Source organism: Gallaecimonas mangrovi, assembly GCF_003367375.1.
GTDB classification, from domain to species: Bacteria; Pseudomonadota; Gammaproteobacteria; order Enterobacterales; family Gallaecimonadaceae; genus Gallaecimonas; species Gallaecimonas mangrovi.
Window position 1 is genome coordinate 2,363,590 of sequence record NZ_CP031416.1, and the last position, 23,137, is coordinate 2,386,726.

The 23,137-nt window shown below is 53.1% G+C and carries 19 protein-coding genes; 7 read left to right on the plus strand and 12 right to left on the minus strand.

Annotated elements, in window-relative coordinates:
• Positions 1 to 120 precede the first annotated feature (120 nt).
• Together DW350_RS11350 and DW350_RS11355 are read left to right on the plus strand one after the other, a co-directional pair.
• Entirely contained in the window at positions 121 to 1,077 is a 957-nt protein-coding gene (locus DW350_RS11350) for a transposase (RefSeq protein WP_115718977.1), read from the plus strand.
• A gap of 201 nt (positions 1,078 to 1,278) precedes the next feature.
• Complete coding sequence (locus DW350_RS11355; RefSeq protein ID WP_192954657.1) at positions 1,279 to 2,031, plus strand: transposase; 753 nt, start codon at positions 1,279 to 1,281, stop codon at positions 2,029 to 2,031.
• A 218-nt stretch (positions 2,032 to 2,249) separates the two neighbouring features.
• Here DW350_RS11355 and DW350_RS11360 read toward each other — a convergent pair whose 3' ends face one another.
• Together DW350_RS11360 and DW350_RS11365 are read right to left on the minus strand one after the other, a co-directional pair.
• The gene (locus tag DW350_RS11360; RefSeq protein ID WP_152032974.1) at positions 2,250 to 2,726 is read right to left on the minus strand and encodes a hypothetical protein; all 477 of its coding nucleotides are present in this window, start codon (positions 2,724 to 2,726) and stop codon (positions 2,250 to 2,252) included.
• A gap of 241 nt (positions 2,727 to 2,967) precedes the next feature.
• Complete coding sequence (locus DW350_RS11365; RefSeq protein WP_115718979.1) at positions 2,968 to 3,705, minus strand: hypothetical protein; 738 nt, start codon at positions 3,703 to 3,705, stop codon at positions 2,968 to 2,970.
• Positions 3,706 to 4,645: 940 nt separating this feature from the next.
• On the opposite strand from DW350_RS11365, the gene DW350_RS11370 reads away from it, so the two are divergent.
• Positions 4,646 to 5,545 (plus strand): LysR family transcriptional regulator, encoded by a 900-nt coding sequence (locus DW350_RS11370; RefSeq protein WP_115718980.1) that lies wholly within the window; start codon positions 4,646 to 4,648, stop codon positions 5,543 to 5,545.
• Here the strand turns inward: DW350_RS11370 and DW350_RS11375 are convergent.
• From DW350_RS11375 to DW350_RS11395, 4 genes are all read right to left on the minus strand, one after another.
• Positions 5,531 to 6,304: a substrate-binding domain-containing protein gene (locus tag DW350_RS11375; protein WP_115718981.1), complete on the minus strand. Its 774-nt coding sequence runs from the start codon at positions 6,302 to 6,304 to the stop codon at positions 5,531 to 5,533. The genes DW350_RS11370 and DW350_RS11375 overlap by 15 nt on opposite strands.
• 2 nt (positions 6,305 to 6,306) lie before the next feature.
• A complete protein-coding gene (locus tag DW350_RS11380) occupies positions 6,307 to 7,608 on the minus strand; it encodes an MFS transporter (protein ID WP_226911443.1) in 1,302 nt (433 codons plus the stop codon).
• Positions 7,609 to 8,647: 1,039 nt separating this feature from the next.
• Entirely contained in the window at positions 8,648 to 10,705 is a 2,058-nt protein-coding gene (locus DW350_RS11390) for a dipeptidyl-peptidase 5 (protein ID WP_115718984.1), read from the minus strand.
• Between the two features lie 53 nt (positions 10,706 to 10,758).
• Positions 10,759 to 12,270 carry a fumarate hydratase gene (locus DW350_RS11395; protein WP_115718985.1) on the minus strand — a complete coding sequence of 504 codons (1,512 nt, stop codon included), beginning with the start codon at positions 12,268 to 12,270 and terminating at the stop codon, positions 10,759 to 10,761.
• Between the two features lie 79 nt (positions 12,271 to 12,349).
• Here DW350_RS11395 and pabB point away from each other — a divergent pair, with 79 nt between their 5' ends.
• The 3 genes from pabB to DW350_RS11410 all read left to right on the plus strand — a co-directional run bounded on the left by pabB (position 12,350) and on the right by DW350_RS11410 (position 15,736).
• Positions 12,350 to 13,681 carry an aminodeoxychorismate synthase component I gene (gene pabB, locus DW350_RS11400; RefSeq protein WP_115718986.1) on the plus strand — a complete coding sequence of 444 codons (1,332 nt, stop codon included), beginning with the start codon at positions 12,350 to 12,352 and terminating at the stop codon, positions 13,679 to 13,681.
• Positions 13,678 to 14,235 carry a CoA pyrophosphatase gene (locus tag DW350_RS11405; RefSeq protein WP_192954658.1) on the plus strand — a complete coding sequence of 186 codons (558 nt, stop codon included), beginning with the start codon at positions 13,678 to 13,680 and terminating at the stop codon, positions 14,233 to 14,235. Before pabB ends, DW350_RS11405 begins: the two co-directional genes overlap by 4 nt.
• A 118-nt stretch (positions 14,236 to 14,353) precedes the next feature.
• Positions 14,354 to 15,736: an L-serine ammonia-lyase gene (locus DW350_RS11410; RefSeq protein ID WP_115718987.1), complete on the plus strand. Its 1,383-nt coding sequence runs from the start codon at positions 14,354 to 14,356 to the stop codon at positions 15,734 to 15,736.
• A gap of 47 nt (positions 15,737 to 15,783) precedes the next feature.
• Here the strand turns inward: DW350_RS11410 and DW350_RS11415 are convergent, their stop codons facing one another.
• Together DW350_RS11415 and DW350_RS11420 are read right to left on the minus strand one after the other, a co-directional pair.
• Positions 15,784 to 18,201: a DUF2309 domain-containing protein gene (locus tag DW350_RS11415; protein ID WP_115718988.1), complete on the minus strand. Its 2,418-nt coding sequence runs from the start codon at positions 18,199 to 18,201 to the stop codon at positions 15,784 to 15,786.
• On the minus strand, positions 18,201 to 19,562 hold the full coding sequence (locus tag DW350_RS11420) for an NADH-quinone oxidoreductase subunit L (RefSeq protein ID WP_115718989.1): 1,362 nt from the start codon (positions 19,560 to 19,562) through the stop codon (positions 18,201 to 18,203). Before DW350_RS11420 ends, DW350_RS11415 begins: the two co-directional genes overlap by 1 nt.
• Positions 19,563 to 19,683: 121 nt before the next feature.
• Here DW350_RS11420 and DW350_RS11425 point away from each other — a divergent pair, with 121 nt between their 5' ends.
• The gene (locus tag DW350_RS11425; protein WP_115718990.1) at positions 19,684 to 20,562 is read left to right on the plus strand and encodes a LysR family transcriptional regulator; all 879 of its coding nucleotides are present in this window, start codon (positions 19,684 to 19,686) and stop codon (positions 20,560 to 20,562) included.
• Between the two features lie 48 nt (positions 20,563 to 20,610).
• On the opposite strand, the gene DW350_RS11430 is transcribed toward DW350_RS11425, so the two are convergent.
• The 4 genes from DW350_RS11430 to msrP form a co-directional block, all read right to left on the minus strand.
• Entirely contained in the window at positions 20,611 to 20,913 is a 303-nt protein-coding gene (locus tag DW350_RS11430) for a hypothetical protein (RefSeq protein ID WP_115718991.1), read from the minus strand.
• A 193-nt stretch (positions 20,914 to 21,106) separates the two neighbouring features.
• Positions 21,107 to 21,325, minus strand: a complete 219-nt coding sequence (locus tag DW350_RS11435; RefSeq protein ID WP_115718992.1) for a VF530 family protein — start codon at positions 21,323 to 21,325, stop codon at positions 21,107 to 21,109.
• A gap of 52 nt (positions 21,326 to 21,377) precedes the next feature.
• On the minus strand, positions 21,378 to 22,034 hold the full coding sequence (gene msrQ / locus DW350_RS11440) for a protein-methionine-sulfoxide reductase heme-binding subunit MsrQ (RefSeq protein ID WP_115718993.1): 657 nt from the start codon (positions 22,032 to 22,034) through the stop codon (positions 21,378 to 21,380).
• The gene (gene msrP / locus DW350_RS11445; protein ID WP_115718994.1) at positions 22,035 to 23,042 is read right to left on the minus strand and encodes a protein-methionine-sulfoxide reductase catalytic subunit MsrP; all 1,008 of its coding nucleotides are present in this window, start codon (positions 23,040 to 23,042) and stop codon (positions 22,035 to 22,037) included.
• Positions 23,043 to 23,137 lie beyond the last annotated feature (95 nt).

A 23,137-nucleotide genomic window follows, 5' to 3' on the forward strand; every position in this document is an offset into this window, starting at 1 on the left:
TTATTTATTTTTTCTAGAAAGCTCATAGATATAGCCTGAAACAAAAATGGACACCCATTTTTTACACAGGAATTCGTTATCGGTCTAGGCTTAAAACTTACTCGCTAACGGATTAGCACCATGACACGCCCTCGCTCTGAACTGGTGTCGGTGAACGACACACCCTACTACCACTGCATTTGTCGTTGTGTTCGCCGTGCTTTTTTGTGTGGTGAAGACAGTCTCACCGGTCAGGACTACAGCCACCGCAAGATTTGGGTGATGGAGAGGCTGAAGGTATTGCAAGCGGTGTTTACCATCGAGCTTTGTGCTTATGCGGTGATGTCCAATCATTACCATCTGGTGGTGCATGTGGATGCCAAAGCGGCAGAGGCACTCGACGACGAGGCTGTTATGGCGCGCTGGGAGCAACTGTTTTCACTGTCGCTGCTGGTTAGCCGTTACCGGGCGGGCAAGCTGACTTGTGAAGCCGAGCGCACCGTGGCGCGTATGCATATCGATAAACTGCGCCACCGGCTCTGTGACCTTTCCTGGTTTATGCGTTGCTTGAATGAACACCTTGCCCGCAAGGCCAATGAGGAAGACCACTGCAAAGGCCGGTTTTGGGAAGCCCGTTTTAAATCGCAAGCCATTTTGGATGAAGCCGGGCTATTGGCCTGTACGGCCTATGTAGACCTTAATCCCCTTCGCGCCAAAATCGTCGATACCCCTGAAGCCTCTGCCGATGTGTCACTGTCAGCGCGGCTTAATACCGAAGACGACACCAAGCCCGCATTACTGCCCTTTGTGACCCAGTTTAAAGACAGTCCCAAAGGCATTCCCTTTGCCTTGGCCGATTATCTGGCATTAGTTGACTGGACAGGCCGCGCACAAAGAGAAGACAAACGCGGCTTTATCAACCCAGAAACACCAGCCATTCTGGACCGCTTAGGCCTCGATGCCGACAGCTTCCTTATCGCCCTTGGCCAACATCAACTTTCCCGTGGCACGGTGATTGGCCATAAACAAGCGCAAAGCGCTTACGCCAAAGCCCACCACCGACGACACGTCGTCGGCCCGCCGATAAAAGCCGCCTAAGCCCTCACGCCACCACACTCACGAACCCTCAGCAGTCGCTGATAGTCTCGCTCGCCTGGAACTTGCGTTTTAGTAAAAAAATCACCACCAGACCAAAGCAAACCACCCTAAAAGGCTGACGAATACACCACTGTCGATGCAATTCGAAAACAGACTTTTTGGTTACTTAGAAAATGGGTGTCCCTTTTTATGTACGCGGTGATGTCCAATCATTACCATCTGGTGGTGCATGTGGATGCCAAAGCCGCAGAGACACTCGACGATGAAGCCGTTATGGCGCGCTGGGAGCAATTGTTCGCGCTACCACTGCTGGTTAGCCGTTACCGAGCAGGCAAGCTGACTTGTGAAACAGAGCGCACCGTGGCGCGTTTGCATATCGATAAGTTGCGCCGGCGGCTGTGTGATTTATCTTGGTTTATGCGTTGCTTGAATGAATACCTTGCCCGCAAGGCTAATGAGGAAGACAACTGCAAAGGCCGGTTTTGGGAAGCCCGTTTTAAATCGCAAGCCATTTTGGATGAAGCAGGTTTATTGGCTTGTATGGCCTATGTAGACCTTAATCCCCTTCGCGCCAAGATAGTCGATACCCCTGAAGCCTCAGCTGATGTGTCACTGTCAGCAAGGCTAAATAGTGACGACACCAAGCCCGCATTACTGCCCTTTGTGACTCAGTTTAAAGACAGCCCCAAAGGCATTCCCTTTGCCTTGGCTGACTACCTGGCATTAGTTGACTGGACTGGCCGCGCACAGCGTGAAGACAAACGCGGCTTTATCAGCCAAGAGACGCCTGCCATTTTGGACCGCTTAGGCCTCGATGCCGACAGCTTCCTTATTGCCCTTGGCCAACATCAACTTTCCCGCGGCACGGTGATTGGCCACAAACAAGCGCAAAGCGCTTACGCCAAGGCCCACCACCGACGACACGTCGTCGGCCCGCCGATAAAAGCCGCTTAATTCCCTCACGCCACCACACTCACACACCCTCAGTAGTCGCTGATAATCCCGCTCGCCTCTAAATTGCGTTTTTTTGGCCAAACACGCTATCAGCGTGAAGCAAACACCCTAAAAGGCTGACGAATACACCACTATCGATGCAATTCGAAAACAGACTTTTTGGTTACTTAGAAAATGGGTGTCCCTTTTTATTTCTGGTGTCCCTTTTTATTTCTTTATTACAAAATTGACAATAACAAGGTGAAAACACCTATCAATAGCGCAAAAAACGCTATAATATTTGCTCTTTTCGCATGAACTACTGATTTTAAACTAACTTCCAGTTCTTTTTCGTCTCTTTCTTTTTTCAACAAGTTGTCATTCTGAATTTTCTCAGCGATCCATTCGTTAGCTACGTTGATTTCATATTTTGTAAACTCGCTTTTATTGGTAAGTTTTTGACGGGTTCTTTCAATACCTAAATCGGTCAAATATTGTATAAATTCCAAATGGTAACTGTCTATCTGATTTTTTTCTATTTCTTCATTTTCCGGGTAGATATAACCACCTTCGAACCATTTTTTATGCTTAATTTTTAGTTCTAACCAATCGCGAATATCGAGACTAAAAGAAGAATTTGGAGGAATGCTGATTTTTTTACCACCGACCGTTGTTATGTTTCCTGCTTTTAATTTACTAATTATCATTATTTCCAATGTAAATCCTTAACTTCCTAATAATAGTTATGAAACCGGCTCGTTTTCACTCATCAGATCACTTTGAGTTTCGGTTTTAACCATCTGAGTTTCATAACGATACCTGTGACCCTATTTATCGTTTTGCGTGAAAACGAGCCAGCTTCTTATCTTGAAGTCGGACCTCATTACTAACTTATATTAATCAATACTCAGAAGATGGGTGTCCATTGTTATTTTTGTTATTTTCCACAGTCACTTGTTAGGCAATTGGGCACTCGCTGATTTTACGAGCAAAGTAATATTCTTGTGCTCTCGACACAGACTTTGTATTTAACTCAGCCAACAGCTGTCGATCAATTTTCTGGTCATTTTCACCAGCAAAGAAGGCTTTCTTTGGTGAGATAGGAATAAAAGCAAAATCTCCATAACCATCTGCAACAATAAACTCTCCATCCACAGCTTCGATCAACCCCCACTTGACATGACTGAAATTACCCCAATATCGGTCAAGATCAGTTTGTATTTGCCTGCCTGAATTAAAACGGGAAGGCACAACTCCATCATCACGAAAAAATCCTGCACGATTGCTTTCTATTGTTTCTTCCTGTTCTTTAGTTAGACTAGAGCCAAGCACGCCATTAAGCACTACATCGGCAGGGTTACTTAAATGACATTCATGCCTCAACCGCCATAGAATGCAGTATTTAGATATTGCCTCATGGTTTCTTTCGGAGAATGCTTTGATATTATCAATCTCTTCGTGGAATGCATTTTCGATTGGAACCATATATCCCGTTTCAGCTCTCTGATCCCACGTTCGTTTAGTGCAGAATATTTTTGCACGTTTATGCCTTCTAACTACCTCGCCAGAAGAAAGCTCCATCACTTCTACTTTTTCATCAGAGTCATAGAACAAAGAAATGGCGTGAGCTGTATGAAAATGCTGCTCAATTGCCAACTGTCTAGGATTCCGCTTAATAGTTGGTTCGTAGGGCATATCTTTCCTTCTACCTAACAGTTTTATTAGCGAGCGCGCTCGCTTTCACTCAATGACCAGTTGGTATTACACGTTTAACCTACTGGTCCTCCTCTAGATCCTCTTGTAAAAGCCAAGAATGGCTCCACAAAACCGAGCTGTCTCGTTTTTATACGAGCCATAAGCTCGTTATCATCATAAAAATCAAAGAACATCCCTTCTAACGCCCTAACAATCATTCCGCCAATGAAGCCACCCGCTCTTGGAGCCCCTTTAAGTGAAGCGCCTTTACGCCGGGAGCGTGAGCTGACGCGAGACAGGGATGTCGAGCGAGCGGAGGACGCGTCGGGAACCGTACGCAGCGGTCAGCGGCAAGCGACTAGAGGAAAGGACATCGCGTAACGCCGGGGCGGTGCCTTTGGGCACTTTGTGCGAAAACAAAGTGCCTCGCCCGCCGGGGCGAGTCCCGGCATTTAAACGAACAATAACGAAGCTAAAAGCCTGCATAATCCGCAACGCGCTAATGGCAACCTGACCAAACCAACACCCACGCTACCGCCCGTGGAATCAGGTTATCCAAAGTCCCTTTCTCGCCTTGAGTTGTTACCCGTCCCTGGTGGTTCCTACCACCCTCGCACGTCCTGTGTTACTCGGGCTATCCTTGCCCTCGCCCTTTGGGCCGTTATCACTTGGTCCCGTGTTGGGAACCTTCCCTGGCAGCCCTCAGCTCGAAGGCAAGCTTCTCGCGTTCGCCAGCTAAAAACGGTTCACTGGACCGTTTTCTTCACGCGCTCACCCTAAAACACTGAACCCAACCTTAACGACCACGCCCCACCAAGTAAAGCTAACCCCATCAAATTTCTGACAAAAATGCCTAGCGCCGCCACAACGATTAAAAACTTCTATTTAATGAATCCCCGTGCTATTGATGCAAAATAATGATTAATTTGGACGCCTCTGTGTGAGCATCAACTTCGACCTTAATGACCTGCAAGCCTTTCGCGCCGTGGTGGAACAAGGCAATTTTCGCCGCGCCGCCGAGGCCATTCGCATTACCCAACCGGCCCTTAGCCGCCGCATTGAAAAGCTCGAAGCCGCCCTTAACGTTAAACTTTTTGAGCGCACCACCCGCAAGGTGAACCTCACCACCGTTGGCCGGGCCTTTTTGCCGCAGGTTGAAACCATGCTCGATAACCTTGATGTAGCGCTAATGCGTATCAGTGAAGTGGGGTCGTCGCGCATGGGCTCGGTAACGGTGGCCTGCGTGCCGTCGGCGGCTTATTACTTTATGCCAAGGGCCATTAGCGAATTTCAGCGACAGTACCCCAAAATCAAGGTGAAACTGATTGATGCCAGCGCCAATGATGTTAGTGCGGCGGTCACCGCCGGGGAGGCCGAGTTTGGTGTGAGCTTTAGCGGTAACCTGGCGCCGGAAGTGGAATTCGATTTACTGCTCGAAGAGCGCTACGTGCTGGCCTGCCGCCAAGACCACCCACTGGCCGGGAAAACCGGCCTTAGCTGGCAAGATGTTAGCCAATACCCTTTTATTACCCTGGATAAAACCTCCGGTAACCGCCTGGTAATAGACCGCGCCTTAAACCGCGCCAATATCGAGCAGCAAAGCGTGTGCGAAGTGCGCCATGTCACCACCTTAATTGGCCTGGTGGAAGCGGGGTTAGGGATTGCGCTGGTGCCGTCTATTGCCATGCCGCAATCGCCGCACCACCTGCTGACCAGCGTTGAAATAGCAGAGCCGAAAATAGCGCGCAGCATGGGCATAATAAAACGCCGCGGGCGTACCTTGACACCAGCGGCGTTGGCCTTGGAAGCGCTACTGCGGGCGCATTCAGCGGGGCACTGAATCAAGGCCGGTGGCTTGAATGGTCTTTTGCACTTTTGCCGAGGTGAGATACTGCAAGAAGGCTTTGGCCGCCGCGGGGTGCTCGGCGTTAACCACCACGCCTGCGGCATAACGGGTAACCGACTGCACCGATTCGGGAATGCGCCGCACAAAGCTCACCCCTTTTATCGGCAGCAATTCAGCCACCTGCTGAAAGCCCAGTTGGTACTGGCCTTTAGCAATAACCGAGGCCACAGGAATGCGCTGGATCATGTGGCTTTTCGGTAGCATTTGTTGCTTGATGCCGAGCTTGCCAAACAGCTGGTTTTGAATATAAACGCCGCTGGCACTGTCGGAATAGGCCACCGATTTGGCGTCCAGCAATGCCTGTTTGAGCTTGGCAACACTGCTAATGTCGGGCTTGGGCTGCCCGGCTTTAACCACCATACCGATGCGTGAATCGGCCAGCTCTACCCGCGAATCGGCTTTAACCTTGCCGGCTTTAATGAGCTTATCAAGGGCATAACCAACCATGATCACCACATCAATGTGCTCGCCACGGGCAAGGCGGGCCGGAATGGCTTGCTTTGATTTGCCCATCGAGGGGCCAAACTCGGTTTTGAACGTCTCGCCGGTGGCCTTGGCGTAGCCTTTATTGAGCTGTTGGTAGGCGGCCGAGAAGCCGCCAGAGGTAACCACCGTTAAGGTGTCGCTGTGGGCGCTTGCCGTGATTAGCGAAAAGCTCAGGGCAACAAGGCCGAGCAGGGATTTTTTAAACATGGTTATTTTCCCTGCTCCAGTGCGAGCTCAGCGGCGTCGGCGTGTTTGCGGTACAGCACCAAGGTGGCACACAGGGCGCAGCCCGCGGCGCACATCATCCAATAAGCCGGGGCGGCTTTGTCGCCAAGGTCGTGGATAAGCAAGGTGGATATTGCCGGGGTAAAGCCGCCGAAAACGGCAGTGGCCAAGCTATAGGCCAGGGAAAACCCTGCCACCCGCACTTCGGTAGGCATGATTTCGGTCAGGGCCGGCATCATGGCGCCGTTATAAAGGGCGTACAAGAACGAGAACCACAGCAGCACCATTAGCATGTGGGCAAAGCTCGGTTGCCCAGCCAGGAACGACAGCGCCGGATAAGCGGTAATGAGGGTGAGCAGCGACATGGCCACCAGCAGGGTTTTACGGCCGATTTTGTCGCCAATCGCGCCGCCAATGGGGAGCCAGATGAAGTTGGAGACCCCAACCAGCAAGGTAACCAATAGCGCATCGGAGGTGCTCAGATGCAGCACCGATTTACCAAAGGTGGGGGCGTAGACGGTGATCATATAAAAAGCGGTGGTGGTCATTGCCACCATCAGCATGCCGGCAATCACCACCGGTGCATTTTTGGCAAGGGTTGCAACCACGGTGCCAAACGGCGGTTGCTTGCGCTTGGCAAAGGCCTCGGTTTCTTTGAGGTTGCGGCGCAGCAAAAAGATAAAAGGAATGATCATACAGCCCACGGCAAACGGAATACGCCAGCCCCACTGGGCGATAGCGTCGTGGGCCAAAAAGCGGTTAACCCCGTAACCTAACGAGGCGGCAACAATAATGGCAATTTGCTGGCTGCCAGACTGCCAAGCCACATAAAAGCCTTTTTTGCCCGGGGTTGCCATTTCCGACAAATACACCGACACCCCGCCAAGCTCGGCACCGGCGGAAAAGCCTTGCAGCAGGCGGCCCGCCAGCACCAGTATGGGCGCCCACAGGCCAATAGTGCTGTAGCCGGGCACCAGCACGATGAGCAAGGTGCCAGAGGCCATTAGCGTCAGGGTGACAATAAGGCCCTTGCGGCGGCCCACCGAATCGATATAAGACCCCAGCACGATGGCGCCTAACGGCCGCATTAAAAAGCCGGCGCCAAAGGCGGCGAAGGTCATCATTAATGAAGCGAACTCGCTTTTATCCGGAAAAAACGCCGCCGCAATATAGGAGGCGTAAAAACCGAATAAAAAGAAATCAAACTGCTCTAAAAAATTTCCCGAGGTAACGCGAAATACCGTGGCCATTTTCGATGGGCGACGGTTTGCTTGGTCAGCGGGCATTGTCATATTTATTCCCTTGCTTTCAAACTTTACGTTTACTGAAACCGGGGAACAAACTAGCGGATCTTGGCGTTCAGGTTAATTGCAAATTAAGCATTAACAGATAACCAAAACACATTAATGTAATTAATGATACGCATTAAATCGCCATGGATGTGAGCCAGTGGCTAATTAAAGGTCATTAAAAAAGCGCCCTAAGGCGCTTTTTTTACATTTACTGCTCGGCTTATTTGGCCTTTTGGCTGCTGTCGTCGGCCGGCTGGTTGCCGGTGTATTTAGCCATCCAAAAACAAAAAAACAAAGGACATCCACTTCTAAAATTTTATAAAATCAAAACCTTAGCGAAGCCCCTTTTCTTGTTGCCCGTTAAGTGCAGCACCTCGCGTGAAGGAATGTAAGCTGACTTGAGGCATGGATGCCGAAAGAGCGGAAGACGCGTATCAAAAAACAAAAAAACAAAAGACACCCACTTACAACCCCATATAAAATCAAATCCTTAACGAAGCCATCCGCTCTTGGAGCCCCTTTAAGTGAAGCGCCTTTACGCCGGGAGCGTGAGCTGACGCGAGACAGGGATGTCGAGCGAGCGGAGGACGCGTAGGGAACCGTACGCAGCGGTCAGCGGCAAGCGACTAGAGGAAAGGACATCGCGTAACGCCGGGGCGGTGCTTTTGGGTACTTTGTGCGAAAACAAAGTACCTCGCCCGCCGGGGCGAGTCCCGGCATTTAAACGAACAATAACGAAGCCAAGAGCCTGCAAAATCCGCAACGCACTAATGGCAACCTGACCAAACCAACACCCACGCTACCGCCCGTGGGATCAGGTTATCCAAAGTCCTTTCTCGTCTTGAGTTGTTACCCGTCCCTGGTGGCTCCTTCCACCTCGCACGTCTTGTGCTCCCTTACACATCCTTGGCAGGCGTTAATACCTGAACCCTACATCCAACATTACCCACCCGGCTCTATGCAAGTAAAACTAACCCCATCAAATTCCAACAAAAAAGGCGCCAAATGGCGCCTTTTTCAACCTGGTTCACACTTACTTGCTATCCGGCTTGGCCGTACCGGCCGCATCGCTGCCCTGGGTATATTTAGCCATCCAGGCCAAGACGTCGCGGTACCACACTTTTTGGTTAGCCGGATGCAGTACCCAGTGGTTTTCATTGGGGAACACCACCAGCTTGGAAGGAATGCCCAAGCGTTGGGCGGTGGTAAAGGTGCCAAGGCCCTGACCAATGGGCACCCGGTAGTCTTTTTCACCGTGGATAACCAAAATCGGGGTTTTCCAGTTTTTCACGAAGTTAGACGGGTTCCATTTGTCGTACATGGCGGCGTTATCCCAGGGGGTGCCTTCCATGTCATGTTCGGGGAACCACAGCTCTTCGGTGGTGTAGTACATGGACTTGATGTTAAAGAGGCCATCGTGGTCAACCAAGCATTTGAATTTGTTCGGCCAGTTGCCTTCAATCCAGTTGATCATGTAGCCGCCGTAGCTGCCGCCAAGGGCGCAGGCATTGGAGGCGTCAATCCAGGGCTCTTGCTTGGCAATAAAATCAAAGCCTTTTTGCAAGTCTTCCAGCGGGCGGTCGCCGTAATGGCCGGTGATGGAGTCGGTAAAGGCCTGGCCGTAGCCGGTGGAGCCGTGAAAGTCGATCATCACCACCGCGTAACCGGCAGCGGCCCACAGTTCGGCGTTCCAGCGGCCATGCCAGTGGTTAGAGAAGCTGCCTTGGGGGCCACCGTGAATTAAAAACGCCACCGGGTATTTTTTACCCTGCTGGTAACCTACCGGTTTGATCCAGTAGCCATACACGGTTTCGTTATTCCAGCCGGGGAAGCTGAACTGGGCATAGTCGCCCATTTGAATGTCTTTAAGCTTGTCGGCATTAACATGGGTAACTTGCTTTAAGCCAAAGCCGTCTTTGTCTTCTACGTACAGGTCGCCCGGTTCCTTCAGACTGTTTTTATTAAAGAGAATGCGCCCTGCCCCTTCGCTGTAGCTGGCCACACTGCCGTCGCGGCTCAGCACCTTCATGTCGCCAAAGTCGACATTAAAGCTGTAAAGTCCATGCTGGCCGGTGTCTTGGGCGGTTACCAGCAAGGATTTGGAGTCAGAGGTGAAATGCAGTGAATCGGCGCTGCGGTCCCACTGCGGAGCCAGTTCGCGGCTTTGGCCGGTGCGCAGATCTTTGAGCATGATGCGGTAGCGGTCAGACTCGTAACCCGGGCGGCTCATGGCCAGCCAGGCCATATAGCGGCCGTCATCACTGAAGGTGGGCTGGGCGTCCCAGGCCTTGTTGTCACTGGTGATGTCGGTGGTTTTGCCCGAGGCCAAGTCCACCTGCCACAAATCAAAGTTGGTGGTCCAGGGGTGGTCGGGGCCCGGCGCCTTGGCCGAGTAAACCAGTTGGCTGGCGTCACTGTTAAAGGCCACTTCTTCCATACCGGAAAAGGGCTTGGCAGGGCTGTCGGTATCAAGGCCTTGCATCACATCTTTAAAGCTGCCGGCCTTGCCGTCTTTGAGGTCGGCCACAAACAGGTGGTTACGAAAGCCGTCGGCCCAGGTGTCCCAGTGGCGAACAAAAAGCTGGGTGTAGGTGCGCTCGGTGGAGGCTTTGGTTTGCAGTGACTGGCGCTTGGCAACGGTGCACTCAAGGCTGTCGCAGCTTGGCCAAACCGACAATTCCACGGCAATTTTGCTGTCGTTGGGGGCGAGTTTGTAGCCTTCAACGGCAACCGGTAATTGGGTAACGGGGCGCGCTTCGCCGCCGCTTAGGGGCAACATATAAACCTGGGTGCCTTGGCCACGGTCAGCCAGAAAATACAGGTCACGGCCGTCATGGCTGAGGCTAACGCTGTATTCGGTGCTGGCATTGCTGGTGAGCTGTTTGCGCTTGCCGCTGTCTAAATCCTGCCAGTAAAGGTTGGACTGGCCGTCTTTTTTCAAGGCGAAAATGGCGGCTTTACCATCAGGGGTAATAACCGCATTACTGACCTTGTTGAAGCTGATAACGTCATCAATGGTCAGGGGTTTGGCAAGTGCAGGCAGGGTAATGACACCGGCCAGAACGGCCATTGCCAAGGTGGTCGTTTTCATTATTGTTGCTCCCTAAAAAATAAAAGGGCCAGCCTATGCCGACCCTTTTTTCATTACGCCTTAGCGGCTTCCTGAATGCGCACTTTCCACTCGGCCGGGCCTTGTTGGTGTGCGTTGTTGCCGAGGCTGTCTACTGCAACCGTTACCGGCATGTCTTCTACTTCAAATTCGTAGATGGCTTCCATTCCCAAATCGCCAAAGGCTTTGACTTCCGCTTTTTTGATGGCGCTGGCCACCAGATAAGCAGCGCCGCCAACGGCCATCAGGTATACCGCTTCATGTTTGCGGATAGATTCCACCGCCGCCGGGCCACGTTCGGCTTTACCGATCATGCCGATAAGGCCGGTTTCATCGAGCATCATGTCGGTGAACTTGTCCATCCGGGTAGAGGTGGTGGGGCCGGCTGGGCCAACCACTTCGTCGCCCACGGCATCAACCGGGCCAACGTAGTAGATAAAGCGGTTTTTAAAGTCTACCGGCAGCTGCTCGCCATTTTTCAGCATTTCCTGGATGCGCTTGTGGGCAGCATCACGGCCGGTGAGCATTTTGCCGGACAGCAAAATGGTTTCGCCCATTTTCCAACTGGCCACGTCGTCTTTGGTGACGGTGTCAAGGTTAACGCGGCGCACGTCTTTGCCCACTTCCCAGGTTACTTCGGGCCAGTCAGACAGTTTGGGCGGCGTGAGTTCAGCCGGGCCTTTGCCGTCGAGGTGGAAATGCACGTGGCGGGTAGCGGCGCAGTTGGGGATCATCACCACCGGCTTGGAGGCCGCGTGAGTGGGGGCGGATTTGATTTTGATATCCAGCACCGTGGTCAGGCCGCCAAGGCCTTGGGCGCCAATACCCAGCTGGTTGGCTTTTTCAAAAATTTCCAGGCGCAGTTTTTCTTCGGTGGTTTCGGCGCCGCGCGCTTTAAGCTCGTGAATATCTACCGATTCCATCAAGGATTCTTTGGCCAGCACTGCCGCTTTTTCGGCGGTACCGCCAATGCCGATACCCAGCATCCCCGGCGGGCACCAGCCAGCGCCCATGGTAGGCAGGGTTTTGAGTACCCATTCAACGATGTCGTCAGAAGGGTTGAGCATCGCCATTTTCGATTTGTTTTCGCTACCACCGCCCTTGGCGGCGATTTGTACGTCAACCTGGTCGCCGGGCACCATGTCGATATGCACCACAGCCGGAGCATTGTCTTTGGTGTTTTTACGGGCACCTGCCGGATCGGCCACAATAGAGGCGCGCAGCGGGTTGTCGGGGTTGGTGTAAGCGCGGCGAACACCTTCGTCCACCATTTGCTGTACCGTCAGGTCAGAATCCCACTGCACCTGCATGCCGATTTTCACAAAGCAGGTGACGATGCCGGTGTCTTGGCAAAGCGGGCGATGGCCTTCGGCAGCCATGCGCGAGTTGATCAAAATCTGGGCGATTGCATCTTTTGCAGCTTTCGACTCTTCTTTGTCGTAGGCTTCTTTCATTGCCTGCACAAAGTCGAGTGGGTGATAGTAAGAAATATACTGAAGGGCGCTTTCGATGCTCTCTATAAAGTCGTCTTTACGGATTACGGTCATTTGCTCACCTGGACTCTTGTCCGAGTCGTTATAATGTGCCGCTAATCATACATAGCCACGGCCATGGATACCAAGCCTGATGGAACTCAATTGCCTTGCTCTGCCCTACCTTGACCGTAATAGTCTGTTGCAGCGCTTTAGCCCCTTAAGTGCCCTGCCCTGGGCCGTTATTCTTGACTCTGCAAGCGACGCTCACCCCGACAGTCATTACAGCCTTTTTAGCGCCGAACCGGTGGTGCGCCTAGAAAGCCGCGGCAGCGAGATAGTCAGAAACGACAAGGTGCTGAAAAACACCTCCCCCTTTGCGGCCATTGCCGCCGAAATGGCCGCCTGGCCAGACGTTGAAAGCGAACTGCCTTTTGCTACCGGCGCTATTGGCGCCTTTGCCTACGACCTTGGCCGGAGTTTAGAAACGCTGCCAAACCATGCCGACGCCGACATCAAGCTGCCAGAGCTGGCACTGGGGTTTTACGACTGGGCGGTGCTGTCTAACCACCAAACCCAGGAAAGCTATTTACTTTGCCTAGGGGACGCCTTTGAACGTTTGGCCTGGCTAGAGCGGCAAACCGAACTGGCCAGCACGCCTTTTAAACGCACCGGCGACTGGCAAGCCAACATGACCCGCGAGCAATACGGCGACAAATTTAAAAAAGTAAAAGCCTACCTGCAAAGTGGCGATTGCTACCAAGTGAATCTTGCCCAGCGTTTTAGCGCCCCGTACCAAGGGGATGAATGGCAAGCCTATGTGGCGCTTCGTGAGCAAAATGCCGCGCCTTTTTCCGCCTTTATGCGCCTTGACGACGGCGCCCTGCTGTCGCTGTCGCCAGAGCGCTTTTTACAGGTTTGCGGCCGCGACGTACAAACCAAACCCATAAAGGGCACCCGCCCCCGCCAAACCGACCCGGCCGATGACGCTGCCGAAGCCAAAGCGCTGGCACACAGCGAAAAGGACCGCGCCGAAAACGTAATGATCGTTGATTTAATGCGCAACGACTTGGGCCGGGTGGCCGCCCCTGGCAGCGTGGAAGTGCCGGTGTTGTGTGACGTTGAATCCTTCCCGGCTGTGCACCATTTGGTGTCTACCGTAACCTGCCAGTTGGCCGAGGGTAAAACGGCGGTAGATGCATTGGCCGCCGCCTTCCCTGGCGGCTCGATAACCGGCGCCCCCAAGGTGCGGGCGATGGAAATTATTGAAGAGTTAGAACCGCATCGGCGCAGTTTTTATTGTGGGTCTATGGGCTATTTGTCCGCCAATAACAATATGGATACTTCTATTACTATCCGCACGCTGGTGGCATGGCAGGGCAAACTCTACTGCTGGGCCGGGGGCGGCCTGGTGGCCGACTCATTAGAACAGGACGAATACCAGGAGACCTTAGACAAGGTGTCGCGCATCTTGCCGCTGTTATGAGTAGTTTCGCCGCCGACTTTTTGCTTCGCCCGCTGGCCCAGCGCCAGCTCGGCACCGAGCTTAGCGCTTCGCGAGAAGCGGCGGTGCTGCTGGCCATTTTGGACAAGCCCGAGCCCACCATACTGCTGACCCGGCGCACCCAAACCCTTCGCAGCCACGGCGGCCAAATTGCCCTACCCGGCGGCCGGGTGGACGACACCGACCCCAACCATACCTATGCCGCACTGCGCGAAGCCTGGGAAGAAGTGGGCTTACCCCCCGAAGATGTCACCCCCCTTGGCGAACTCAATCCTTTTTATACGGTGTCGCGCTATCGCATTACTCCCATTGTTGGCTTGGCACCGGCAGATTTTCCTTGGCAGCTCAGCGCCGACGAAGTGGACGCGGTTTTTGAAGTGCCGCTGGCGGTGGTACTGAATTTAAACAGCTACCACCAGCTGCAAATTAACCGCCATGGCCAGCCCCACACCGTTTACTTTATGCCCTGGCAGGGCTGGTTTATCTGGGGCGCCACCGCTGGCATGTTCCATGACCTGGCACTGCATATGGCCTGACCAAAACCCTTGCCTTAGGCATTAGAAAATTTAGGGGTAAGAAGCTGGGCACCGTGCCTTGCTAATGCTAACGTTGACAATCACACTCAGCGCCGTTTCTGGTTATATTGGATTGTTCATGATTTCGGTTTTTGACATGTTCAAAGTGGGCATTGGCCCGTCGTCTTCTCACACTGTTGGCCCGATGAAAGCGGCCAAGAAATTTACCGAAACCCTTGAACAAAAAGGCCTGCTGAGCCAAACCACCGGCGTTGTCGTTGAACTGTACGGCTCCCTTGGCCAAACCGGTATTGGCCACGGCACCGGCAAAGCAGTTATCTTGGGCTTGGCGGGTGAAGACCCCGACAGCGTTGATGTTGACCGTATTCCGGCTATTTTGGCGCAAACCGAGCAAAGCCAGCGCATTGCCTTGTTAGGCCAGCACAGTGTGGCCTTTCCCAATAAGGGCGCCATTGTTTTTCACCACCGCAAAACCTTAAAAAAGCACTCCAATGCCATGAAGCTCAGCGCCTTCCAGGGCGCCAGCGAACTTTTTAGCCAAATTTACTACTCCATTGGCGGCGGCTTTATCGTTGCCGATGAAGACTTTGATGCCGAAAAAGAAGCGGCCATTATTGTGGCTGACACCACCCGCGAGCCCTACCCCTTTGATTCGTGCGACAAACTCATTGGCTTGTGTGACGATAACGGCTTGTCGATTTCCAGCCTGATGATGCAAAACGAGCTGGCCCTGCGCTCGCGCAGCGAAGTCGAAGACAGTCTCTGGCAGATTTGGCTGGTGATGAAAGCCTGCATTGACCGCGGCTGCAAAACCGAAGGTATCTTGCCGGGCGGCCTGAAAGTTAAGCGCCGGGCGCCGGGGCTTTATCGCAAACTGGTGGCCGAAGGCGACCGCAATGTTGACCCGCTCAACACCGTCGATTGGGTTAACCTTTTCGCCCTGGCGGTCAATGAAGAAAACGCCGCCGGTGGCCGGGTGGTTACCGCCCCCACCAATGGCGCGGCCGGTATTATTCCGGCGGTACTGGCCTACTACGACAAGTTCGTGCAAAAGGTCGATAAAGAACTGGCGGTGCGTTACCTGTTAACGGCCGCGGCCATTGGCAGTTTGTATAAGAAAAACGCCTCTATTAGCGGCGCGGAAGTTGGCTGCCAGGGCGAAGTGGGTGTGGCCTGCTCCATGGCGGCCGGTGCCTTGGCAGAAATTTTAGGGGCCAGTAATCACCTGGTGGAAAACGCCGCCGAAATTGGCATGGAACACAACCTTGGCCTGACCTGCGACCCCGTTGGCGGCCTGGTGCAGGTGCCTTGTATTGAACGTAATGCCATGGGCGCGGTAAAGGCCATTAATGCCGCCCGCCTTGCCCTTCGCGGCAGTGGCGAACCTAAGGTGAGCCTGGATAAGGTAATTAAAACCATGTTCGACACTGGCAAAGACATGAAGGCCAAATACAAAGAAACCGCCCGTGGCGGCCTGGCGGTCAACATTATTGAGTGCTAATGCAAAAAAAGGCGCCGTCAGGCGCCTTTTTTATCGCAACACCGCGGTTATTGCGCCAACCAGCGGCCGTTTTGGTAGCGGCTTATTTGCTGGGTTTGGTCTAACTGGTACAACAACAGCCAGCCGTTGTTTACCAGCGCAGCTACGTCTTGGTGGCGGGCAAGAATGTCGTCAATGGCGTACTGCGGCGCTTGAATAAAGGCGCTTAAACGCACCGGCTGGTGGCGGTAGGCGTTGCCGTCATGCACCGATTGCTTTGAAAGGCCAATACGCAGATCGCCGCCATTGCCCTCAAAAACGCCAATGTGGCCGCCCACGACATTGTGCAGCAGCTTATTGCCGCTGCCGTATTTCTCGGGGCTGGTAACTGACGCGTAATACTGCAGGTTGATCCAGTTCATCACCAGCAGCGGCGCTGTCATTATCTTTTCGAGCTGGCCAAATTGGGGATCAAGCTCAGGGTTGTATTCGTGCAAAAAGGCGCGGCCAGCAAAGTCCAGGCTGCGGGTCAGGCGGCGCGGGGCAATAAAGACCCCGGCATTATTGCAAAGCCCCCACTCGGGCCGCATTTGCGCCCAGTCAGTAGCGCGCTGATGAAAAAAGCGCTGCATTTTCGCCGCTGTCGGCGCCGGTTCGGCAAACTGGTCGGCGCGTTCGCCTCTTGCCTGTTGGCTGGCGGCAAACAGCCATTGCCGCCACGACGCTTCGGGGCCGTCAAACACCGTTAACTGGTCGGTGGTGGTGTTGTGCATGGCGGCATAAAACACCGTATCTTCCGGCACTGCTACCGCAAACTGGGCCATGGCCGAACGCACTTGCGGGTCATTTAACAGGCTCGCCAGCACCTTGACATTAACCTCGCCGGTTTGGCCGCCACAGGCACCACAATCAAGGCTTGATGAGGTGTGGTTGTTGCAGGTTTGGCTGCCGTGCCCGGCCAGCAACACCACCTTAGCCAAGCGTTTATCGATACCCATGGCTTTTAAGATACCGGCACAAAGCTCGGCTTTGTCGGCAACGCTTAGCGGGGTTTGGTCCCGTGACAGCTGCCACTGCTCGTTACCGCGCAGGTCGCGGTTAACCGGGTTTTCACTGCCCTGGCGCGCAATCACCCGTTTAAAAAGACTCACCAGTTTTAACAGGCCACCGGCTTCAACCATGCCAAGGGTCGATGACGGTTTGGATAAGCTGTTTTGCCAGCCAAGCTGGGTTAGGCGTAAAAATCGCTGGGGTTGCTGCTGGGTGGCTTTGGCCAGAAGGCTGGGCGCCAGCAGCCCAGGCAGTTGCGGCCTCAATAGGCTGTTATCTTGGGTTTGGTAAGCAATGGGAATACCAAAAAAACCGGCAAAGCCCAAGGTTTCAATCTCGGCGCTTTGCGCTTCCAAGGCGCGGCGAAACACTTCTGAGCGCACGTCAATGCAGAACACCGCTTGCAGCGCGGGCCGCTCATGCTCAGCCACTGCAACCGCAGCTTTAACCTTATCCATCCAGGGCTGGTGCACACTTAGCTCGAAGGCCCGTTGCCACACCCAAAGCGGCGCTTGCTGCTGCTGCGCCTGGTGGTAGAGGGTTTCGATGTTGTCTACCTGGCGCTCAACGGTTTGGTAAATCTGTGCGGCGGCCTTGGCATTGTTATCGGCCAGCCATTTCATTAGCACCGTATCCCAGGCCAGTAAAATGGCGGTAAGGCCTAGGGCATGGGGCACTTCAATGTGTTTATCAGCAAGGCCTGCTTGCCAGTCTAACCAGGATTGCCAGCCAGACCAGCCGGAAAGCTGATGCTGCGATGCCCGGATAAAGGCCCAAGCGCCTTGCGGGTTTTTCCAATGCGGTTGCCAGTTCTCGCCCACCACCTCAAAAAAGCCGTTGATATCGGTGGGTAAGGCGCGAAAGTACTGCAGTAAATCCACCCCCAACAGGGTTTTGATGCCCTTGTCTAGGCAGACCACTTCCCGCCAGCTTTGAAAAAGGTGCTCACCATTTTTGCCTTCGGCATCAAAGCGTTCGGGGTACTGGTGATAAAGGGCAATAAACTGGCTGACCTGTTGCACAATTTCTTGTGCCCAGCTGTGGCCTTGTTTGCTGGGCACTTGCTCGTCCATCAACATGGCCAAGGTATGCCAGCGCAGGTCATTGCGGGTATCCGCCCCATCAAGGGCGGCCAGCAGCTGCTGGGTAGTCAGTGGAGATTGCAGCTCGGCCATGGCGGCAGCCAAGTGCTGGGGCTGAATTTGCTTGCCCCAATGCGCCCGGTAATAGGCTTTGTCCATCAGCGGAGTTTCGCCAAGGATCACCGTTTGTTCGGCAAAGGTGCGCTCGATAGTTTGCTGGCGCTGCGGCCACCAGGGGTTGACGGCCACCGATTGGTCTAACGGCCAGGCCGGGGCAATAGAAGCCGCAACCGCTTTGGCGATATCAATACAGCCTGCTTGACGCTGGGACTGTTCGATAGGTGTTTCAATCATTACTTCGCCTCGCTATTAACGTTCCATTGCGCGTTTTGCAGTGCAATAAGGGTTTTACTTGGCCAAAACTTCAAGGTTAAGCGGGTGGCCCATTCGTCGAGGTAGGCACCGGCGTTCAGCCAAATAAACAGCCGTTTTACCCAGGCCACATGGGGCCAATACTGCAGGGCCAGCGACAGCGCAAACAAAGCGAAAAAGAGCAGCGCCACAAAGCCATCAGCCCAGTGATTAAGGGGCGCATCCAGCCCCATTAATACCGCCAAATGGTGTTTGGCGGTGGTGTACAACGTCAGCAGAAACACCGCAAACACAAGGGTAATGGCCATTGGCAAGCCGCCGACGCTACGGATAATGCTGGGCACCATTAAGGCGCTAAGGGCAAACCAAATCAGCATGGTGGCAGCAACACTGGTCATCATCGCAAATTGCCACTGGGCAACGGCAATCAGCGCGCCACTTAAGCCTAGTGCCAGCGCCCAATGCCAAACCTTGGGCTTAACGTCGCCAGCCAGTTTGGCAGCCAGATAATGGTTAACGGTGTTACCGCTATTAAGGAACGAATAGGACTTGTAAAAGGAGTGGGCAAAAAGGTGCAGCAGCGCCATTTCATAAAGGCCAAGGGCAATTTCGACCAGCATCAACCCCATCTGCGAACTGGTAGACCACGCCAGTTTGACTTTGATACTCAGCCGCGTGGTAGTCACCAAACCGGCAACCACGGTGCTAATACCGGCCAGGATCACCACCAGCCAACTGGCCACACTACTGGCTGCCAGCACCGGCGCGAAAAACAGCAGTAAAATGCCGCCCAAGTTGACAATGCCGGCGTGCAGCAGTGCCGACACCGGCGTTGGGGCTTCAACTACTTGAATCAACCAGCCATGTAGCGGCAGCTGCGCACATTTAATTAATGCCACCAACGCCAAAAGCACCGCCGCAACACTGACGCTGGTGCTGGGCCCGGCTTTGGTTACTAACTGCATCAACTCGCTGATATTGGCGGTATCAAATTGGCCATAGAGCACAATAAAAGCCACGCCCAATAAGGCTTCACTTAACCGGGCCAACAAAAATTTCTTGTGGGCGGCAAGCAGGGCGCGAGGCCGGTCGGGATAAAACAGAATAAGACGATTCAAGCAAAGGCTGACACTCACCCAGGCCAGCCAAAACAGCAACAAATCGTTACTGACAATCACCAGTACCACAGTACCAATGGTCATCAGCAAAGCACGAATAAAACGGCCACGGTCGGCTTCGCCAGCAAAGGCAACCAAGCTGTAACGGACGATGGCGATCCCCAAAATGGCGATTAAGCCAAGCAACATCAGCTTTAACGGGGTAACCAGAAAAAATGAAGCCATTAGCTGTTCCATAAACTTTTATGGCGCCATTTTGCAGCGCAAAATTTATTAAGTAAAATATATGATAAGTTAGAAACCGTTCCATTTAAGAGAACTATAGTAAATTCAGGGGCAGTCCGGCATGAGTCGCCTAAATTACCACCACCTCTACTATTTTTGGCAGGTTGCCCGGCAAGGAAACCTAACCCAAACCGCCCAGAAGCTGCATATTTCCCAGTCGGCCTTGTCGTCGCAAATTAAGCAGCTGGAAGAGTCGCTCAATGTAAAACTCTTTACTCGCCAGGGCCGCAAACTGCAACTGACCGAAAGCGGCTACCACGCCCTTAATTACGCCAATGACATTTTCAAAAATGGTGAGGAGCTTGAGCAGCTCTTAACCAGTGGTAGCGCCCTGCCCAGCACGCCGCTGCGTATTGGCATTTTGTCGACAATTTCCCGTAACTTTATCGAGCAGTTTGTAAAGCCGCTGCTAAGTCAGGACGACTGCCGCTTTTCGCTGCAATCGATGAGCCAGACCGGCCTTTTAAATGCGATGAACGAATTGCAGTTGGATATGGCGCTCACCAACATTCCGGTGCGCGGCTCTAACATCAACAATTGGCAAAGCCGGGTATTGGCGCGCCAGCCGGTAGCCATTATTGGCCCCCCAGGCCTTGCCCTTACCGACGAACTGGGGGAAAGCTACCGCCACCGCAAATGGATAGTGCCTTATGGCGAAAACCCGCTTCGCGCCGCCTTTAATGCCTTTGCCGCCCAATATGAATTGGAGCCCGATATTGTTGCCGAGTCTGACGATATGGCGATGCTGCGTCTGTTGACCCGCGATATTGGCGCCCTTGCGGTTATGCCAGAGGTGGTGGTGCAGGACGAAATCGCCTCGGGGGAGCTAAAAAGCTATATGTCACTGCCCAATGTTTATGAGAATTTTTATGCTGTGACCACCAGCCGCCGTATTGTGCACCCCAAAGTCAGCACCTTAATCAGGCCGCTGGATGCCTAAATAGCGCTTGATGCAGAGAGGAAAAAGGCACCTCAAGGTGCCTTTTCTTTAACAAACAGGTTTTGTTGCCCGGCAACGGCTTGAGGCGATAAAAAGCCCTACTCCCAAGCCCGCCAGGGCTATGCCGATAATGTGCCCCGAGCCTTCGGCAAGCTCGCCGGTAACCCCCAGCATCATGGCACTGAACACGACCATTACCGCGACCACCATCAAGCCCAGTGGCAAGGCACCAGGTTTAAGCCGGGTGCCGCAGTGCGGGCAACAGAACTCGGCGTGCAGCGCCTTCATTTCGCGCTTGTCAAAAGGCACGTCTTTAAACCGGAACGGCGACTGGCAATGTGCACAAATCATCTTGGTATCCCTACCTTTTTATTATTGATAGATGCCGCTATGGCCGAAGTGTTTCACCTTAAATCGCAGCAAAAGCCAAAACACCTAGTCAAAGGTGCACGAATTTAACAAACAGTGCAGCCCCCAATACGCCGTTTTTAAAGATCGGCCACAAAAAAAGCGCCGACATTGGCGCTTTTCAAGATGGCCGCTTTCAATGAAAGGTGTCGATGTAGAGCTTTTCTACCTCGGCGCGGGCCCAGGGGGTGCGGCGCAAAAATTTTAAGGACGATTTTAGCGAAGGGTCGCTTTTAAAGCAGTTGATGTTGACCCTAAGCGCCAATTGCTGCCAGCCATAATATTCCTCAAGGCGAGTAACAATTTGCGCTAAGGTCACCCCGTGTAAGGGGTTGTTGGGCTGATCAGGGCTCATAGCGTGCTCGGTTATTAACGTTGGTCGCTATTGTAGCCGTGAAAAAAGCGCCTTAAGGCGCTTTTTTACGGTTAAGGCTAGGTTTGCGGCCTAAATTTGCCAAGCCCCGTTTTAACTTCTGGCGACGGCTATAAATCACCAGCAGCGACACCGCCCAATAAATAAGCGGATCGCCCCACAGCGTTTTTTGTGACCACGAATAATGTAACAGCGCTAAAAACAGGCACAAATACACCCAGTTATGTAACTGCTGCCAGGTTTTACCCATTTTGCGGCGCACTGCCATCGGCGACGTTACCGACAACGCTAACAGCAACATCAAGGCACTAAAGCCCACCAAAATATAGGGGCGTTTGGCAATTTCACTGGAGAGCTGTGAAAAGTTAAGTTGCAGCTCGAACACCAAATAAGTTGTGAAGTGGCTCAGGCCATAGACAAAGGCATAAACCCCCACCATGCGCCGAAACCGCATTACGTCGCCACAAGGCAACCACTTAGCCAGCGGCGAGATGGCCAGGGTGGCAAACAGCAAGTTAACGGTGCCGATACCGGTGAAATTTAACAAGCCTTGCACCGGGTCGGCGGTGAGTTGGCCAATAACCGCCAGATAAAAGGTCCAGGCCAAATAGCCCAATAAGAAGAGGTGCAACAGCGTTTTAAGGCTAACCACCCAAGCTTTGGATAAACGCAGCGGCTTTTTTAACAGCACTTAGAAGTTCCTTTTTAAGTCCATGCCCTTATAGAGCGGCGCCACTTCTTGGTAGCCATTAAACATTTCGGTGGGAATAACCTTAGTGGAAAAAAGCCCACCGGCGCCGATACGTCGTTCACTTTTTTGGCTCCAACGCGGGTGGTCAACATGGGGATTAACGTTGGCATAAAAACCGTATTCGTCTGGCGCCAGTAAGTTCCAGGTATTGGCAGGCTGGCTGTCGGTAAGGCGAATACGAACAATGGACTTAATGCCCTTAAAGCCGTATTTCCACGGCACCACCAAGCGAATGGGCGCGCCATTTTGTGGCGGCAGGGTTTTACCGTAAAGGCCAACACTCAAAAGCGTTAACGGGTGCATGGCTTCGTCCAGGCGCAGCCCTTCAACGTAAGGGTAATCAATGCCGCCGCCAACAAAACGCGAGCGCTGCCCCGGCATTTGTTTGGGATCATATACCGTTTCAAAAGCCACGTACTTGGCGTTGGATAAGGGTTTGGCGGCTTTAATAAGCTCGCCTAGCTCAAAACCAATCCAGGGTATAACCATCGACCAGGCCTCAACACAGCGCATGCGATAGATGCGCTCTTGCAGGGCAAAACGTTTGGTTAAGGCGTCATGGTCAAGGGTGAGAGGGTTTTCGACCAGCCCGTCGATTTTCAAGGTCCAGGGGTCGGTTTTAAAGCCCTGGGCGTTGGCGGCAGGGTCGGTTTTGTCGGTGCCGAACTCATAAAAATTGTTATAGCCGGTGACCTTGCCGTAGGGGGTTTTGGCATCTTTGGCTTGGTATTTAGCGGGGCTAGTGAAGGTAAGCGGCTCGGTGGCGACTTTGGGCGCTTTATCATCGTCAGAGCCAAAGAGACCAAAAGCCTGGGCGGGGCTGGCAATAGCGGCGCTAACCCCAACAAAGCCCAGCGATTTTAAGAACTGGCGGCGCTGGCGATACACCGCTTCATCGGTTACGTCGTTATCGGTCAACTTTACCGAAGGGGTAAATTTTTTCGCCATAAAAAATGCCTCGCATGAGAAGTTACCCAGAAGACCCGGCTAATGCGCAATAACTTTCAAGGCATTGCCAATGATTGATTGTTACCTGCTTAAAA